This window comes from Acinetobacter sp. H1(2024), from assembly GCF_046557555.1.
GTDB lineage: Bacteria > Pseudomonadota > Gammaproteobacteria > Pseudomonadales > Moraxellaceae > Acinetobacter > Acinetobacter seifertii.
On the sequence record NZ_JBKGFO010000006.1, the window covers coordinates 1 to 15,931 of the forward strand.

Annotated in this window: 16 protein-coding genes; 6 read left to right on the top strand and 10 right to left on the bottom strand. The window is 38.2% G+C overall.

What is annotated here, in order from left to right:
- From tuf to rimI, 4 genes are all read left to right on the top strand, one after another.
- Positions 1–1,179: elongation factor Tu (gene tuf, locus ACLCEG_RS15055; protein ID WP_019456510.1), on the top strand; the 1,179-nt coding region annotated here is incomplete at its 5' end.
- Positions 1,180–1,381: 202 nt separating this feature from the next.
- Positions 1,382–2,263, top strand: coding sequence for a metal-dependent hydrolase (locus ACLCEG_RS15060; RefSeq protein WP_004703331.1), 882 nt, complete (start codon positions 1,382–1,384; stop codon positions 2,261–2,263).
- Positions 2,264–2,501: 238 nt separating this feature from the next.
- A complete protein-coding gene (locus ACLCEG_RS15065) occupies positions 2,502–3,377 on the top strand; it encodes a metal-dependent hydrolase (RefSeq protein ID WP_191105599.1) in 876 nt (291 codons plus the stop codon).
- Between the two features lie 108 nt (positions 3,378–3,485).
- Positions 3,486–3,941, top strand: coding sequence for a ribosomal protein S18-alanine N-acetyltransferase (rimI, locus tag ACLCEG_RS15070; RefSeq protein ID WP_191105598.1), 456 nt, complete (start codon positions 3,486–3,488; stop codon positions 3,939–3,941).
- A gap of 38 nt (positions 3,942–3,979) precedes the next feature.
- Here rimI and ACLCEG_RS15075 read toward each other — a convergent pair whose 3' ends face one another.
- The 3 genes from ACLCEG_RS15075 to trxB form a co-directional block, all read right to left on the bottom strand.
- Positions 3,980–4,795 carry an arginyltransferase gene (locus ACLCEG_RS15075; RefSeq protein ID WP_004703325.1) on the bottom strand — a complete coding sequence of 272 codons (816 nt, stop codon included), beginning with the start codon at positions 4,793–4,795 and terminating at the stop codon, positions 3,980–3,982.
- A gap of 18 nt (positions 4,796–4,813) precedes the next feature.
- Complete coding sequence (aat, locus tag ACLCEG_RS15080; protein ID WP_191105597.1) at positions 4,814–5,545, bottom strand: leucyl/phenylalanyl-tRNA--protein transferase; 732 nt, start codon at positions 5,543–5,545, stop codon at positions 4,814–4,816.
- A 119-nt stretch (positions 5,546–5,664) separates the two neighbouring features.
- A complete protein-coding gene (trxB, locus tag ACLCEG_RS15085; protein ID WP_004703323.1) occupies positions 5,665–6,612 on the bottom strand; it encodes a thioredoxin-disulfide reductase in 948 nt (315 codons plus the stop codon).
- Between the two features lie 269 nt (positions 6,613–6,881).
- On the opposite strand from trxB, the gene ACLCEG_RS15090 reads away from it, so the two are divergent.
- Both ACLCEG_RS15090 and rhtC read left to right on the top strand, forming a co-directional pair.
- Positions 6,882–9,914, top strand: coding sequence for a DNA translocase FtsK (locus ACLCEG_RS15090; protein WP_410568128.1), 3,033 nt, complete (start codon positions 6,882–6,884; stop codon positions 9,912–9,914).
- 150 nt (positions 9,915–10,064) lie between these two features.
- The gene (gene rhtC / locus ACLCEG_RS15095; protein ID WP_004703321.1) at positions 10,065–10,685 is read left to right on the top strand and encodes a threonine export protein RhtC; all 621 of its coding nucleotides are present in this window, start codon (positions 10,065–10,067) and stop codon (positions 10,683–10,685) included.
- A 56-nt stretch (positions 10,686–10,741) separates the two neighbouring features.
- Here rhtC and ACLCEG_RS15100 read toward each other — a convergent pair whose 3' ends face one another.
- From ACLCEG_RS15100 to ACLCEG_RS15130, 7 genes are all read right to left on the bottom strand, one after another.
- Entirely contained in the window at positions 10,742–11,281 is a 540-nt protein-coding gene (locus tag ACLCEG_RS15100; RefSeq protein ID WP_410568130.1) for a hypothetical protein, read from the bottom strand.
- A 145-nt stretch (positions 11,282–11,426) separates the two neighbouring features.
- Positions 11,427–11,714: a PA4642 family protein gene (locus tag ACLCEG_RS15105; RefSeq protein WP_004703320.1), complete on the bottom strand. Its 288-nt coding sequence runs from the start codon at positions 11,712–11,714 to the stop codon at positions 11,427–11,429.
- An 83-nt stretch (positions 11,715–11,797) separates the two neighbouring features.
- A complete protein-coding gene (gene minE / locus ACLCEG_RS15110) occupies positions 11,798–12,070 on the bottom strand; it encodes a cell division topological specificity factor MinE (protein WP_003653273.1) in 273 nt (90 codons plus the stop codon).
- A 2-nt stretch (positions 12,071–12,072) separates the two neighbouring features.
- Positions 12,073–12,885, bottom strand: a complete 813-nt coding sequence (minD, locus tag ACLCEG_RS15115) for a septum site-determining protein MinD (RefSeq protein ID WP_019456834.1) — start codon at positions 12,883–12,885, stop codon at positions 12,073–12,075.
- Positions 12,886–12,955: 70 nt separating this feature from the next.
- Positions 12,956–13,678: a septum site-determining protein MinC gene (gene minC, locus ACLCEG_RS15120; protein ID WP_410568132.1), complete on the bottom strand. Its 723-nt coding sequence runs from the start codon at positions 13,676–13,678 to the stop codon at positions 12,956–12,958.
- Positions 13,679–13,799: 121 nt separating this feature from the next.
- Positions 13,800–14,846, bottom strand: a complete 1,047-nt coding sequence (locus tag ACLCEG_RS15125; protein ID WP_100192767.1) for a hypothetical protein — start codon at positions 14,844–14,846, stop codon at positions 13,800–13,802.
- 14 nt (positions 14,847–14,860) lie between these two features.
- Positions 14,861–15,787 carry an acyltransferase gene (locus ACLCEG_RS15130; protein ID WP_019456831.1) on the bottom strand — a complete coding sequence of 309 codons (927 nt, stop codon included), beginning with the start codon at positions 15,785–15,787 and terminating at the stop codon, positions 14,861–14,863.
- Positions 15,788–15,931: the final 144 nt, after the last annotated feature.

Genomic DNA, 15,931 nt, shown 5'->3' on the forward strand with positions numbered 1-15,931 from the left:
AAGTTTGAACGTAATAAGCCACACGTAAACGTGGGCACAATCGGTCACGTTGACCATGGTAAAACAACTTTAACTGCTGCGATTGCAACTATTTGTGCAAAAACTTACGGCGGTGAAGCGAAAGATTACTCACAAATCGACTCAGCACCTGAAGAAAAAGCACGTGGTATTACAATTAATACTTCACACGTAGAATACGATTCTCCAATTCGTCACTACGCACACGTTGACTGCCCGGGCCACGCCGATTACGTTAAAAACATGATCACTGGTGCTGCTCAGATGGACGGCGCGATCCTTGTATGTGCTGCGACTGACGGTCCAATGCCACAAACTCGTGAACACATCCTTCTTTCTCGTCAGGTTGGTGTACCTTACATCATCGTATTCTTAAACAAATGCGACCTTGTTGATGACGAAGAATTACTTGAATTAGTAGAAATGGAAGTTCGTGAACTTCTTTCTACTTATGACTTCCCAGGTGATGACACTCCAGTAATCCGTGGTTCAGCTCTTGCTGCTCTTAACGGTGAAGCAGGTCCTTACGGTGAAGAATCAGTTCTTGCTCTTGTAGCAGCTCTTGACTCTTACATCCCAGAACCAGAACGTGCTATCGACAAAGCATTCTTAATGCCGATCGAAGACGTATTCTCAATTTCTGGTCGTGGTACTGTAGTAACAGGCCGTGTAGAATCAGGTATTGTTAAAGTTGGTGAAGAAGTAGAGATCGTTGGTATTAAAGATACAGTTAAAACAACTGTAACTGGCGTAGAAATGTTCCGTAAACTTCTTGACGAAGGTCGTGCAGGCGAGAACTGTGGTGTATTACTTCGTGGTACTAAGCGTGAAGACGTACAGCGTGGTCAAGTACTTGCTAAACCAGGTACAATCAAGCCGCACACTAAATTCGACGCAGAAGTATACGTACTTTCTAAAGAAGAAGGTGGTCGTCACACTCCATTCTTAAATGGTTACCGTCCACAGTTCTACTTCCGTACAACTGACGTAACTGGTGCAATCCAGTTGAAAGAAGGCGTTGAAATGGTTATGCCAGGTGACAACGTTGAAATGTCAGTAGAATTAATCCACCCAATCGCAATGGACCCAGGTCTACGTTTTGCGATCCGTGAAGGTGGTCGTACTGTAGGTGCTGGTGTTGTTGCGAAAGTAACTGCATAATCACTTTTCAGTGAAAAAAGCGCTCCTTTTGGAGCGCTTTTTTTATGCTTGTTGTTTGACAATTCAATTTAAAGCTGGCCTTAACTGATACTTCAATGTCCTTATTTGCACTTAAGCCTTTTTATTAAATTTGTATGATAAGAATCAAGAAAATGAACAATAAAGTTTATGTAACTTAGGTTACTGGTAAGGAGCTTTCGATATGAACGCTAAAGTGAATATTACGAATCGTGCTGGAGCAAGCTTTCCAGTACGTCGTATGAATTTTGACTTTAATGATGTACCAGAATATTGGATGAATGGTTCTGCTGGACTCACACATTTTATGACTGCATTATCAGCATTGTTTCCTGCTGGTGAGAAATTCTTCATCGATAGTGTACGTGCTGTACGTTATCATCCAGCTATTAAAGATGATGAACTGCTACAAAAAGAGATTAGTGCTTTCATTGGGCAAGAAGCAATGCACACTCAAGAGCATGTAAATTTTAATGCTTCTGCTCAAAAGTTTGGTCATGATGTAGAAACGTTAGAGAAATTTACTGATACAGCGATTCAAACAGCAATTAAAACTTTTGTAAAAATTGTCAAACCTTTTGGCATGACAAAAGAAATGGTGGATCTGACTGCTACTACTGCACTTGAGCATTTTACAGCTACTATCGCCTCACAATTATTAGTAAATAAGAACATTCAAGAGCTGATGACTGATGAAACCATGTCAACTATGTGGTATTGGCATGCAGTTGAAGAAAATGAGCATAAAGCTGTAGCTTTTGATGTATACGAGGGTGTATTTGGTAAAGGTGTAAAGGCTTATGCTTTACGTACGAGCTCTTTAGTATTTGCTATGACTTTAATCTTTTTGATTCAGTCATCGTTTGTACTTCGTCTTTTAAAACAAGATAATAAATTAAACTTAGCTGAGCTGTCTGTAATTTATAAATATGGTTATAGCCCATCGAAAGGTATTATTACAGGTATGGCGAAAGAAATGCTTGCTTATTTTAAACCAGGTTTTCATCCTAATGATTTAGATACAGTTAGCTTGTTAAAAACATGGAAAGCTAAACTTGGACTTTAACCAAAAAATAAAGTGAAAAGGGCTGTGAATAGCCCTTTTTTGTTGTCTTAAAAGTGCTACTCATTTTTAAAATTATAGAGTTTTATTTTGATTCAGGAAGGGGCTTTTAATGACCTCATCTGATAATTCGCTGTCCTCATCTGCACTTAAATAGCGATTTTAAAAGCGTATTATTATAAATATTAAGAAAATAAATAAGGATATAAGTGAATTTTTGGTTCACTTAAAGGAGTCTAACATGAATGCTAAAGTAAATATTTCTAATCGTGCTGGAGCAAGCTTCCCTGTACGTCGTATGGACTTTGAATTTGATCAAGTTCCACGCTATTGGGCAAATTACGATGCAGGATTAACTCACTTTATGACAGCATTATCGGCTCTTTTTCCTGAAGGTGAACAATTCTTTGTAAATAGCACGCGTGCTGTTCGAAATGATCCAAAACTTGCTGACCCAGCTCTTCAAAAAGAAATTAGCGCTTTTATTGGTCAGGAAGCCATGCATTCGAAAGAGCACTTAGCATTTAATGCTTCAGCGCAGGCTTATGGTTATGATGTTCGTCATATGGAAAAGCAAACTGGAAAAGTCATTAAGATGGGTACGGCTGTTGTAACCAAATTAATGAAACCTTTTGGCTACACCAAAGAAATGATTGATTTGACGGGAACATGTGCTCTAGAACATTTTACTTCGACCATTGCCGCTGAACTTCTACAAAATCCTGAAATTCAGGCGATGTTCCAAGATAACACCATGTATCATTTGTGGATGTGGCATGCAGTTGAAGAAAATGAACATAAAGCGGTAGCTTTTGATGTTTATACAAGCATGTATGGGCAAGGTCCGAAAGCTTATTTTATGCGTTCAACTGCTTTAATTATTGCCATGGCTTTAATCTTCGCAACTCAATCTTACTTTACGGCTAAGTTACTCAAGACTGATGAAAAGTTAACTTGGAACGATACCAAATACATGCTTAAGTTTATGTATGGTCGTAAAGGTTTTATGACACGTCAAATTCCAGAATTGTTGGACTTTTTAAGACCAAAATTTCATCCAAATGATTCGGATACCACGGCTTTATTGGCAACTTGGCGTGAAAAGTTAGGTTTCTAATAAATCACATAGAAAAAGAGCAATTTAATTGCTCTTTTTTTTGCTCGTTTTTTCTATTTAAGTTTCTATAATACGCTTAACTAGAAATCTGTAAATGTGTTGAAATTCATGATTCGTACTATGCAAGCCTCCGATGTGGATAGTGTTGCTCAAATTGAAAAGCTTGTTCAGACACACCCATGGTCAAGACAGCAATTTATTGAATCTTTGAATTTTTATCAATGCACAGTGATTGAGTTAAATAATAAGGTTGTTGGTTTTTGTATTTTACAACCCGTTTTAGATGAAGCAAATTTATTACTCATGGCAGTTGATCCTAAAATGCAAGGGCAGGGTTTAGGATATGAATTATTAAGTGCTTCAATTGATCAATTAAAAAATGAGCCAGTACAAATCTTTTTAGAAGTCCGTGAAAGTAATAAAGCAGCTATTGGTTTATATGAAAAAACAGGCTTTCACCAAATTGATCTGCGTCGCAATTATTATCCTACTCAAGAAGGTGGGCGTGAAAATGCGGTGATTATGGTAAAAACCTGTACTGATGATTTTGCATCATTATTTTAATCACTTATCTGCTTGCATTTGATAAGAATAGATTAAAACTATTTAATAATTAAGTTGTTCCATTCGGAAGGTAAGGTTGTCATAAGAGACGTGCCTAACTGTTGGATCTCTTCTGGTGACAATGATCTATTTAAACGGCGCCATTGCCCATCTAGTAAAAGTTCTAAAGGTGTATATTGCGATTTGTAGTTCATTTTGGCAGAGTGAGGTACCCAATAGCCTAAATAAAGATATTCTAAGCCAAGTGATTTTACATATTCGATTTGATTCAAAATCGAATAAACACCTAAAGATCTGCGGTGCTCATCTGGGTCGAAAAATGTATAGACCGCAGATAATCCATCATCCATTAAATCACAGGTAGAAACGCTAATAAGACGATTATCTTTCCATAGTTCCAAGAAGAAACTATCTGTACAGCTATGAACCAAGAATTTTTCAAACTGATCTAAACTTGGTGGAAACATATCGCCATCGGCATGGCGCTCGTTAATGTAACGTTCGTATAAATCATAATGAATTTGCGCAGCTTGCCGTGTTGGCAGAACAGTCATAGTAAGGTCTTGATTTCGCTTCCACGCTTTTTTTTGCATGCTGTTCATTTGGAAGTCGGCAACTGGAACACGACAAGACAAACATTGTCTACATAAGTGACATTCAGGACGATAAACAAAGTCGCCACTACGGCGAAAACCTAAACGAGAAAGCTCTGAAAGAGTCACCACATCGATGCGATGAATCGGGTCTAAAAAGACCATACGTGCTGACTTATTTTCTAAATAGCTGCAATCGTGAGGTGGGGTAATATAATATTGCAGATCATTTAAAAGGGACTTCGGGTGATATGATTTCATGATTGGTCCCTCCTGTTATCATTCCATTAATTTTGCATTTAATGCTATTGTTTTACTTGAAAATACACGTTCTTGATACTTTTTCCAATTGATAGAGGGGTGAATAATTACATCTTGTAACGATTTAAGATATTCCTGCCGAGAAAGTGTACAAGCCCCAAGGCTAATTAAGTGACTATTTACCAGTTGGCAGTCGACCCAAGGAAGCTGATTTTCTTGACCGATTAACATTAAAGTATAAAAAGCCATTTTAGAAACATCGGTTTGAGTACTAAACATAGACTCGCCAAAACAACCTTTTCCGATCGTTACCCCATATAAACCACCTACCAGCTGTTCGTCTTGCCAAACTTCTACGCTATAGCCATAACCTGCATCAAACATTGCACAATATCCCTGAATAATATCTTCGCTAATCCAAGTTTCGTTGGCATAGCTTCGAGGTAGTGAACATGAGCGGATGACTTGTTCAAAAGCACGATTTACCGTAATGGTGTAATCGTGCTTTTTCATGTTTCGAATGAGCGATTTACTTGGTTTATAGTTTTGAGGATAAATCACACAGCGTGGTTGAGGGCTCCACCAACAAATAGGCTCATCTTCATTAAACCAAGGGAAAAGACCATGGGTATATGCTTCATAGAGCGTAGAAGGCGAGAGGTCAGCACCAATACAAATTAGACCATGACCATCTGGATCGGCTTCCTCTGGATCTGGGAAAATATATTGAGATAGAGGTAGTGTGTTCATAAGACTAAAATAATATGTGCTTAAGGGTTATGCTATAAAAATTAATTTGAGACAGCCAGTAATTATTATAAATGATAAAAAAACAGCCGTTATAAAACGGCTGTTTGAAATATCTAAACTTAAAGGTTGTCTAGATATTTCTCTGCATCTAATGCTGCCATACAGCCTGAACCAGCTGAAGTAATGGCTTGACGGTAGATACTGTCAGCAACATCACCAGCAGCGAAAACACCCGCTACAGAAGTTGCTGTTGCATTACCTGAAGTACCACTTTGTACTTGGATGTAGCCATCACGTAAGTTTAATTGACCATCAAACATTCCTGTATTTGGTTTGTGGCCAATTGCTACGAATAGACCATGAACTTCTACATCTTGCTTAGTGTCATCTTTGGTTGATTTAAGGCGAACACTTGTTACGCCAGTATTATCACCCAAGACCTCTTCAACTTCATGATTCCAAACGATGCTGATTTTGCCTTCTTTTTCTTTAGCAAATAAATGATCTTGTAAAATCTTCTCAGAGCGTAAAGAATCACGACGGTGTACTAGAGTTACATGTGAAGCAATATTTGATAGGTAAAGCGCTTCTTCAACAGCAGTATTACCACCACCAACAACCATTACTTTTTGGTTTTTATAGAAGAAACCGTCACATGTTGCACAAGCACTCACGCCTTGGCCCATAAATTTTTGTTCAGACTCTAAACCAAGGTATTGAGCTGTTGCACCTGTCGCAATAATTAATGCATCACAAGTGTACTCTTCCATATCACCTTTAAGAACGAAAGGACGTACATTTAAGTCCACTTCGTTAATATGGTCATAGACAAGTTCGGTACCGAAGCGTTCAGCATGCGCTTGCATACGTTCCATTAAAGCAGGACCAGTCAAACCTTCAGGATCGCCCGGCCAGTTATCAACTTCGGTTGTTGTTGTAAGTTGGCCACCAAGCTGTAAACCAGCAATAAGTGTTGGTTTGAGGTTTGCACGTGCTGCATAGACAGCCGCACTATAACCTGCAGGGCCTGAACCGAGAATAATTAACCGAGAATGACGAGCACTCATTGAGGGTATCCTTATTTATTTCGAGAATTTTGAAAATTATACGTGAAATTGCCGACCAATAGCGTGAAATCGATGTGGATAATATTGATCAGGTCAATCGAATTAAGTTATATAACAATATAGAAGAGCCTTATGTTAACAACAACTGTAAAGAATCATGCACCTTTTTTGTAAGAACAGGTGCATAATATAAAGTTCATTCGTTGAAGATCTGAAATGTTGGTCTTCACATCTCTAAACCAATAATTAAATGGGTTACAGGACAGTATATGACTGCGGTGTCAAGTGTTTATGCACAGCGCTTATTGATGACATTATTCTTGGTCTCTTTTGGTATTTATATGTTTCTGGCGACAGTAACGTATACGCCATTTGATCCGGGCTGGATGCATATTTCAAGTGATACTCAGCAAGTATCTAATGCAAGTGGTATTGCTGGTGCATGGATTGCAGATTTGCTGTTTGGCTTTTTAGGCTGGGCAAGTTTGCTTATTCCAATTTTCTTGTTTGTTGAAGCCATTCAAGTCTGGTGGCCGCATAGTTTTCTAAACCGCCCATTTCGTTATGCTGCTCAATTCTTCTTAATTCTTGTTGTGTCGAGCTTACTCTATTTACACTGGAATGTACCTGCAGATACTTTAGATAATGCCGCAGGTGGGATTATTGGTTATGAATTGGGGCAGAGCTTATCTCAAGTGCTAACAATTTATGGTGCGACACTCTTTTTATTGGTTTTTGGGGTGGTTTTGTTCACTTTGGCATTTGGGGTGCAGTGGAGCAAAACTTGGGTTACGCTCAAAGCGATGCCAAGTTATTTACAAGACTTATTCTATAAGAACGTATCGCCAAATGAATCTGCTTATGATTTAACTACACAGCCAGCAAATAAAACAGCAAAGGTAAAAGTTGCAGAGATGCCTAAGGCCGAAGTTGCTGATGAGGCAGAGTTAAATATTCAACCAGAAAAAACACAAACAAAAGTTAGCTCTACACGACACGATGAAGTGGCAGAGCGTTTATTTGCCGATGTTTTAGCAAAAGAGCAAAGTCAGCCTGAAGCTGTGGAAGAAAAGCAAACTCCTCAACCAGAAAACTTTGAACATACACTTGAACAAGCTCATCAGCTTAAAAAAGATAGTGAGCGTCTGGTTGCTACTGGTGAAGTTTGGCGCGCTTTGCAACGTGATGATGCAAGTCATAAGCAAGAAATTGACGCCTTATTAAGAGCAGCTGATGATTCTAATGAACATGCAAGTACTGAGCATTTCCAAGAGGTAGCTTATCAGGCTAAACAAACTCAGCCTCAAGTCTCGAATACTCATCAAAGTTTAGATTGGAATGATGATGAGATTTTTGACGAGTTACTTGCCGCAGTTCCAAATAGTAAAACTGCCACTGATGTGCATACACCGTTCATTCAAGACCATCATGTTGAACCAGTTGTAACGCCGCAAACATCTCATGCATCAGTTGAAACATCTGTAGCTCCATCGAATTTAAACCAGTCACCTAAAAATTTATCAAATGAACAGGTGTTTGATGATTTTGATGACTTATTAATTGATGAAGATATTGCTCCAGCAACTCAACCAGTCAAAGCAAGTAGTTATGCTCAATCTTCAGCATTCGTACAAGCACCGATTCAAACTGCGATTGGTGCAGAGAAGCTTTCAAAAGAAGAGTTTATTGAAGCTTGGCAAGAAACTGCTGGAAAGCCTGAGGACGATTTTGAAGATGAGTTCGATTTTGATGCACCATTAACTGATGCATCTGGTCGACCAATGTCTCGTGCAATGCAGGTAGCTAAGAAGCGCTTAGATTTACCAACATTACCGGGCTTTGAACTGCTTGATAAGGTTGATCCAAATAAGAAAGTTAACTTTACCGAAGAGCAGCTTTCTCGTTTGTCTGAATTGCTTGAGATTAAATTACAAGAGTTTAATGTTAAGGCTCAGGTGGTTGAAGCTCAGCCAGGTCCAGTTGTTACGCGTTTTGAATTAGATTTAGCACCGGGTGTTAAAGCATCTAAAGTGACTAATATTTCCCGTGACTTGGCGCGTTCAATGTCTATGGCTTCAGTACGTGTTGTAGAGGTTATTCCGGGTAAACCATATATTGGTATTGAAGTACCAAATAGTGCCCGTGAAATGGTACGTTTGATCGAGCTATTGGAAACACCAACATATCGAGATCCAAGCGCACTGATTAGCATGGCAATGGGTAAAGATATTTCGGGTAATCCGGTATTAACCGATTTAGCAAAAGCACCGCATATGTTGGTTGCGGGTACCACAGGTTCGGGTAAATCTGTTGCAGTTAACTCGATGATTTTATCGATGTTACTTAAATATACGCCAGACCAGTTACGTTTAATTTTAATCGATCCAAAACAGCTTGAACTTGCAAACTATAATGATATTCCGCATTTATTAACGCCTGTAGTCACTGACATGAAAGATGCAGTTAGTGCATTAAACTGGTGTGTAAATGAAATGGAGCGTCGTTATAAGCTTATGTCCTTCCTTAAAATTCGTAAGTTAAGTGACTACAACCGAAAAGTTGAAGAAGCAATTGCAAATGGGGAAGACTTGATTGATCCAACATGGAAGCCAAGTGACTCAGCGACACAAGAGCGTGCACCTCGTTTAACGCCGTTACCATCAATTGTAATTGTGGCAGATGAGTTTGCCGACATGATCATGCAGGTGGGCAAGAAAGCGGAAGAAATGATTACACGTTTGGCGCAAAAATCTCGTGCTGCCGGTATTCACCTTTTACTTGCAACTCAGCGTCCATCTGTAGATGTTATTACGGGTTTGATTAAAGCCAATATTCCAACGCGTGTAGCTTTACGTGTAAACAGTAAAATTGACTCACGTACTATTTTGGATGCAGGTGGTGCAGAAGACTTGTTAGGTCATGGTGATATGCTGTTCTTAGGGCCAGGTAAGATTGAGCCAGAACGTGTACATGGCGCATTTATTAGTGATGATGAAGTGAACCGTATCTGTGATGCATGGCGTGAACGCGGTGAACCTGACTATGTAGATGAGATCTTGACGCCATTTGATGAAGAACCTACATCTCGTGGCTTTGAAGAGGGTGATGGTGCTTCAGACCGTGATGCACTTTATGATCAATGCGTATCGTTTGTCCTCGAAACTCGAAAGGCATCTACATCTTCATTACAGCGTAAGTTTAGCTTAGGTTATAACCGTGCTGCCCGTATTATCGACCAAATGGAAGAGAACGGTATTGTGAGTGCTATGGGTGCCAATGGTAAGCGAGATATTTTAGTTTAATATCTTTACTTGAAATAAAGCCTCTTTGGAGGCTTTTTTTATAGTTCAAAATAATAGCTCTGAACTGAAAGTTTGAGATTTTATCAAATAGTAAAAAATGCTAATGTGTGCTTCTAAATAAAAAACAATGAAACAAATCAGGAGGACAACATGCTAGTCGCGTTAATTACGTTAGCTTTTATTCATTTTTGTGCGCTTATTACTCCAGGGCCTGATTTCTTTCTAGTATCGCAGACCGCGGTAAGCCGATCTCGTAAAGAAGCAATGCTGGTTGTAGCAGGAATAACAGCAGGCGTTATGTTTTGGGCATCTTTAGCACTGATGGGCTTAAATATTATTTTCGAGAAAATGGCCTGGTTAAAGCAAGGGTTACTCATCGCAGGTGGTTTGTACCTATGTTGGTTAGGCTATCAAATGTTACGTTCGGCATTTTCAAAAAATCAGCAGGAAGAGGTTACGGAGGTTGAGTTGCCTAAAGCACCTTACTTATTTTTTATGAAAGGATTGCTGACCAATTTATCGAATCCTAAAGCTGTGATTTATTTTGGTAGTGTGTTCTCTTTATTTTTAGCTAATCCTCAGCTTGATCAAGTTCATTGGTTGCTTTTTATTATTGTGTCGGTTGAAACGATTTTATGGTTCTGCTTTGTGACATTTATTTTCTCGTTACCGAGTTTCAGAGTAGCTTACCGTAATTTTTCAAAATGGATTGATGGGATTTCAGGTGGTATTTTCACTGTATTTGGTATTTTCCTCATTGGAAATCGGTAAATCCAGACAATAAAAAAGCCTCTTAAAGAGGCTTTTTTTAATTACTAACTTTTAGATCACTTATATAGGAATGATATAACAAAACCGATAAAAATCAGTAGCCACATAATAGATCCTATAATAATTAAAATGATTTGAGAGGTATTGAATTTCTCTTGCTCAATTGTCGTTACTATTTGTTTTTGTGCATAGTTCAGTGCTTTAAATGCGGGTATTAAAAATATAATGTCGCAGAGAGAGATGAGCCAATAGGGCTCTGGTAAGTAAACCAGTAAAGTTGTAATTAGATATGCTAAATACATCCAGCCTGACGAGAAGTCATTAATATACCCTTGTTCTTTTGCATAGTTTTTTATGCGATTAAATAGTGAATATAAAAAGAATATAGAAAAAACTGCACGAACAGCAGGCATAATATTTAATTTATCTTTGATTAGAAAAAATCGCCATGCTTTAAATATCCACCAAATTTGGTATAGACCAAAAGAAATAAAGGATAGAAAGATAAACTTATTAACGCTAATAACTTTTAAATTTTCTATATGATTTGATTGGATAGATTGTGTTTGATTTAAATTAATAGGTTCTGGATTCATGAATTTATATTTGGAATGAAATAGTGCTGATGACTTTAAGATTATTTTTTATAAAAGTAAATAATTTAGATATTTGGATAAACCACATAATCTATCTACTAAGTTTTACTAAGATAGATTATGCAGTCTTATTCAAATAAAAAGCTTAAGCAAATTTTGCTAAAACTTCTAAAAACGGCGCTGATTGACGAGGAAACTTAGCAATCACGTCATGGATGCGTTCACCTTCAGGATCTGTTGCATTGATATCTCGTCCATCTGCAACAAATTTAGTCAAAAGACGTTCATAGTCATTTGGACGCATATGTTTGAAAGCATGGTAGAGCACATGAAAATCTGCGTTCACACCATTTGGAGGAAGTTGGTTGAGGTAGGCAAAAACACGCTCATCGGACCATTCTTCATTGAAAGTTGCTGGCTGTGATAATGCCATGACAATCTCCTCATTTTAAAAAAGGCAAAATAACTTGCGTTATTTTGCCTTGATTCTGATGTGTTGAATAGTCAGAAATAGAATTATCGTTCTTCAGGTAAATTGATATTCATTTCTAACATTTCGATATTTGCTTCAGAACGAACTTGCATTTGGATATGCTGTTCGCCTACACCGCTGACATAACGACTCACCACCTGCATGATTTCTTTCTTCATTTGGTCAATCTTGTCTTGGCTTAAGCGACGGCCTAAACCTTGTTCTGATGCAACAATAACTTTTAAACGATCTTTAGCAGTTTGAGCACTTGATGGCTTTTCGTCACTGCTAAATAATTTACTCCAGAATCCTGCCATATCTACGCTCCAAATAGTCGTGCTAACCAGCCTTTAGGTTGAGCTGTGATGTGTCGATAAGGGCGTTCTTCGCCAAGAAAGCGAGCAACCAAGTCATCATACGCTTGGCCAGCTTTAGTTTCTGAATACAGAATAACTGGTTTACCTTCGTTTGATGCTTGTAATACGCTTGGACATTCAGGAATAACACCTAATGTCGGTACGCGTAAAATATCTTTAGAAATATCATCAATCGTCAGCATTTCCTGACGGTCAGCACGTTCAGGGTTAAAACGTGTAATACATAAATGCTTACGTATACGTCCTTCGTTGTGTTCAACTTTTTTAGTTTTACTGTCTAACATTCCGATGATGCGGTCAGAGTCACGTACTGAAGAAATTTCAGGGTTTGTCACAATGATTGCTTCATCTGCATGGTACATTGCTAAAATTGCACCACGCTCAATTCCAGCAGGTGAGTCACAAATAATGTAATCAAATTCTTGAGCAAGTTCGTCAATCACACGAGCAACACCTTCGTCGCTCAAAGCATCTTTATCACGGGTTTGTGAAGCCGGTAAAATGTAAAGGTTTTCGATATCTTTATCGCGAATAAGGGCTTGTTGCAGACGTGCTTCATTGTTAATTACATTGACAAAATCATAAACAACACGACGCTCACACCCCATAATTAAATCAAGGTTACGTAAGCCTACATCAAAGTCAATCACAACAGTTTTATGACCACGAAGGGCTAAACCTGTTGCAAAAGATGCACTCGTTGTAGTTTTACCTACACCACCTTTGCCTGATGTTACGACAACAATTTTGGCCACCGAATCCACTCCTATTATGGTCATACATACACCCTTAAAAGGGCTGTTTTTTGGTGATTTGCTTAATAAACTAAAGTTCTAGAGCTTCAAATTCAAGCTCTTGCTTTTCATTTAAATAAATATGTACTGGCTTTTTTACCACATGTTTAGGGATATCATCTGCGACACAATATGTTCCAGCAATGGAAACGAGTTCAGCCTCTAAAGATTGGCAAAAAATACGTGCAGCAGCGTGCCCACCCGCACCAGCAATGACTCTACCACGAACCGTGCCATAAATATGTATATTTCCTGAAGCAATCACTTCAGATCCACTATTCATGCCAGCTTTTAAAATAATATCGCCTTGGTCTTGTACAAGAGATTGGCCTGTACGCAAAATTTCATCATGATAAGAGGTAATATGGGCAACTGCATTATTATTTAGTGGTTTTTTTGTTTCTGCTGAGGCTTGTGCAGGTGCTGGTTTCTCTACAATTGCGACTTGCTCGGCAGTTGCTTTAATACGTTGTAATGGCTGATCTGCTGGTAATACAGGGAACTGAATAGCGCGTGCTTCATCACCCAAAATACCATCAATAACTGCCATTGGTTGCAAACCTAAGCTGACTAACAGCTGAATTAAAGCAATCAACTCTTGTTCAACAGTACTATCTATAATAACGAGAGTTCCCTGATAGAACCCTTCATTTAATATGTTTGATAATTGCTGGCGGATCACATCATGATCATTCGTATCGAAGGTTATCCTGCTAAAGTTAACCATTCTGCCGGTAATCCGGATATCAGCCATAAGTCTTCCTTCAAGGCGTTAAAACGAGCTGTAATATCGTTAAGTTTATTGTAAATAGAGCAAATGCTAGAACAAATCGTGCCAATTCTCTAGCGTGTTTCATAAAAAATTAAGTAAATGCTTATTCTTTGATTCGATCACGCTCCGCAAGGGTTTGTTGCCACTGTTTGACCTTAACTTGTTTGCGAATTGCTTCTAGGCTTTCAAACACCACAGACTCTACAAGTTGCTCAAGCTCACGGTTATTAATATTCACGTTACTTATTTTTTCTGAAATTAATTGATAAGTTGCATTTGGGTGCTCTTTTGATCCTTCAACTAGAGGTTCAATTAAACCTGCACTGATATTTTCACCGAGCCGTTGTCCAATACTTTGGATTTGCTGTTCGATACGACCACCCACTAAAGGAATTAAGCGTAATAATTGAGTTAACTCAGGCGTATCCTCTATTGCCTGATCAACAATCTGCCCAACGCCTTTTGTGATTGCTGGCTTTTGTTCTTTTAAAGCAGTCGCTAATGATTCTTGCAATATAGAGGTCAGGGTAATTGTAAATTGTTCACGATGATGATTAACCAAGTCGTGAATAATTTGTTTATGTGTTGAGCTGGTCTGTAGCTCATTTCGAATGCCATCAATAACTGTAATAACAACACGGTCAGATAGTTCTTCCATAACGACGCGATAATAAAATAGCCCGTTTTTTCTCCAGCCTTCAGGAATAATAGGATAGCCTAATTCATATAAACGATAGGCAATAATGCCAGCACGAAACAAACGTAAAAAACGCAATTGAGGAATGATGGCTAAAATTTCATACCAGTGAATAAATGGGAAGAAGAACCAACGTTTATGGTGTTTATAAACAATAGAAATGCCCCAACGGACAAGAAATTCAGTAATTAAAAAACCAATAAACCAAGCTTCTGTTGTAATTACCCATGGATGTAAGTAGGTTTTATAAAAGGTGAGTACTTGGGGCAAGTGGATATGTTCAAAAAACCATGCCCCAATACTGCTCATTAAAAAGAAATTTGCTGCAAGACAGAACAGATTGAAAATAATAATAAACACCATAAAGATGTCATAAACCAAAAACAGCTTAAATGAAATGCTGTTTGGATCCATATGATAATATTTTGCTTGTTTTCTGGAACTGTTTTGCATAGCTATAAATGCTTTTAATGAGTTGAAGTAGTATATCGAGCTTTCATTTGTTCGATAAGTTGATCTTTTTCAGTCCAAAGCTCGTGTACCCATTGTTGAAAACGTTCACGATAAACTGGGTCATCTTCATAGTTACCACCGAGTACCCAAGCTGGTATTTCAATTTTACGAAGATTTACCGCAATTTTTGAAACATCACCTAACCAGAAGTCGCCATAGCCCGGTACACCGTCAGGGTAGACAATCGTCATATCAACCAAAGCATCAATTTTGTCGCCCAAAATATTTAGAGCCAACGCCAAACCACCTGCTTTAGGTTTTAACAAATGTTTATATGGCGAATTTTGTTGATCATGTTTTTCTTGAGTAAAACGTGTACCTTCTAAATAGTTTAATAACGTAAAAGGTTGGCTCAAGAGTTGCTCGCACGCTTTACGTGCTTCCATCATATCGCGGTCTTTGAGCTCAGGGTTTTTCGCAATTTGCTCTTTAGTATGACGCTTCATCATTGGAAAGCCTAAAATTTTAAAGGCTTGACCAACGAACGGAATAAAGATGAGTTCCCATTTGGTAAAAAAACGGGTAAGGGGCATACGTGTTAAACCGAAATACTGATTTACTGTCGTATCAACCCAACTTTGATGATTACAGGTCATTACATAACGGCCTTGCATACTCAAATCAAGACCTTCATCGATTGTAATATCCCATTTTAAATTAGGTAAAACATGATCAATGAGCCAGTTATTTACACCAAGCCAACTATTTGTAATTTGAATATTGGTTTCATCAACTTTAGACGATTTTTTTAACAGCTTAGTCAAACCTAAAGCCAATACAGGTGGTCCATGAAAAAAAGTACTACCTGTGATGACTGTACCTACAGTGAGTCCACGTGTAATTTTTTTTAGCGCAGATTGCTTATTGGGTGCAGTTGACATATAAATGACCCCGAATATCTAAAATCCATGGAAAGTTGTTCAACTATAACTATCGTGAAATGAAATACAACGATATCTTAGATAACAATGAAGAAATTGTGATGAGCGCGCATCTTAAAGTGCATCAAAATATTACAAAAAAAT

Excerpts from the sequence above, each read along its gene's own strand:
- ACLCEG_RS15060 (WP_004703331.1), top strand. The coding sequence starts at position 1,382 with ATGAACGCTAAAGTGAATATTACGAATCGTGCTGGAGCAAGCTTTCCA.
- ACLCEG_RS15065 (WP_191105599.1), top strand. The coding sequence starts at position 2,502 with ATGAATGCTAAAGTAAATATTTCTAATCGTGCTGGAGCAAGCTTCCCT.
- rimI (WP_191105598.1), top strand. The coding sequence starts at position 3,486 with ATGATTCGTACTATGCAAGCCTCCGATGTGGATAGTGTTGCTCAAATT.
- ACLCEG_RS15075 (WP_004703325.1), bottom strand. The coding sequence starts at position 4,795 with ATGAAATCATATCACCCGAAGTCCCTTTTAAATGATCTGCAATATTAT.
- aat (WP_191105597.1), bottom strand. The coding sequence starts at position 5,545 with ATGAACACACTACCTCTATCTCAATATATTTTCCCAGATCCAGAGGAA.
- trxB (WP_004703323.1), bottom strand. The coding sequence starts at position 6,612 with ATGAGTGCTCGTCATTCTCGGTTAATTATTCTCGGTTCAGGCCCTGCA.
- ACLCEG_RS15090 (WP_410568128.1), top strand. The coding sequence starts at position 6,882 with ATGACTGCGGTGTCAAGTGTTTATGCACAGCGCTTATTGATGACATTA.
- rhtC (WP_004703321.1), top strand. The coding sequence starts at position 10,065 with ATGCTAGTCGCGTTAATTACGTTAGCTTTTATTCATTTTTGTGCGCTT.
- ACLCEG_RS15100 (WP_410568130.1), bottom strand. The coding sequence starts at position 11,281 with ATGAATCCAGAACCTATTAATTTAAATCAAACACAATCTATCCAATCA.
- ACLCEG_RS15105 (WP_004703320.1), bottom strand. The coding sequence starts at position 11,714 with ATGGCATTATCACAGCCAGCAACTTTCAATGAAGAATGGTCCGATGAG.
- minE (WP_003653273.1), bottom strand. The coding sequence starts at position 12,070 with ATGGCAGGATTCTGGAGTAAATTATTTAGCAGTGACGAAAAGCCATCA.
- minC (WP_410568132.1), bottom strand. The coding sequence starts at position 13,678 with ATGGCTGATATCCGGATTACCGGCAGAATGGTTAACTTTAGCAGGATA.
- ACLCEG_RS15125 (WP_100192767.1), bottom strand. The coding sequence starts at position 14,846 with ATGCAAAACAGTTCCAGAAAACAAGCAAAATATTATCATATGGATCCA.
- ACLCEG_RS15130 (WP_019456831.1), bottom strand. The coding sequence starts at position 15,787 with ATGTCAACTGCACCCAATAAGCAATCTGCGCTAAAAAAAATTACACGT.